A 579-nucleotide genomic window follows, 5' to 3' on the forward strand; every position below is an offset into this window, starting at 1 on the left:
CTGTTATAAGATTCATTTTATCAAATCCTTTCAAAATTATTTATATTTTGATGTATATATGCACATTAATGCACATTAATATTAAAAGAGAAAGGCATTTTTGCCTTTTCTAATATATCCGATGTTATTTTAGTATAAGTTCTTTTAAATTATTTGTAGTTGTTTCAAATTTTTCAAGTATGTGTTCTTTGTTAAGTTCATAAAAAGTGCTTCTGTTTTGCTTTTCTTTATTTAAAATTCCATATCGATTCATCAATTCCAGATGCCTTGAAATAACAGACCTATCTTGAGTAAAATTCTGTGCAATTTCTGAGATATTTTTCTTTCCGTGTATTGCAAGGAACTTTAAAATTTCACTTCTTACAGGATCAAAAAGAGTCTTGTAAAATTCAAAATCGATACTTTGTTCAAGATTTCGACCACATACTAATAAATTATTTTGATTATCCATTTGCATCACCAATTAAATTATACGTGCACACATATGCACGTGTCAAGATTTTTATTCAATATTTATATTTGGATTTTTAAATTCCTGTTAATTAGGTGCTGTAAAATACAAATACTTATATGATCAAT

Annotated in this window: 1 protein-coding gene; it reads right to left on the reverse strand. The window is 25.7% G+C overall.

Going from position 1 to position 579, the window contains the following annotated elements; genetic code table 11:
• Window positions 1–124 precede the first annotated feature (124 nt).
• Window positions 125–451, reverse strand: a complete 327-nt coding sequence (locus tag CLCHR_RS24245) for an ArsR/SmtB family transcription factor (protein WP_079442491.1) — start codon at window positions 449–451, stop codon at window positions 125–127.
• Between the last annotated feature and the right edge of the window lie 128 nt (window positions 452–579).

It is taken from the genome of Clostridium chromiireducens (assembly GCF_002029255.1).
GTDB lineage: Bacteria > Bacillota > Clostridia > Clostridiales > Clostridiaceae > Clostridium > Clostridium chromiireducens.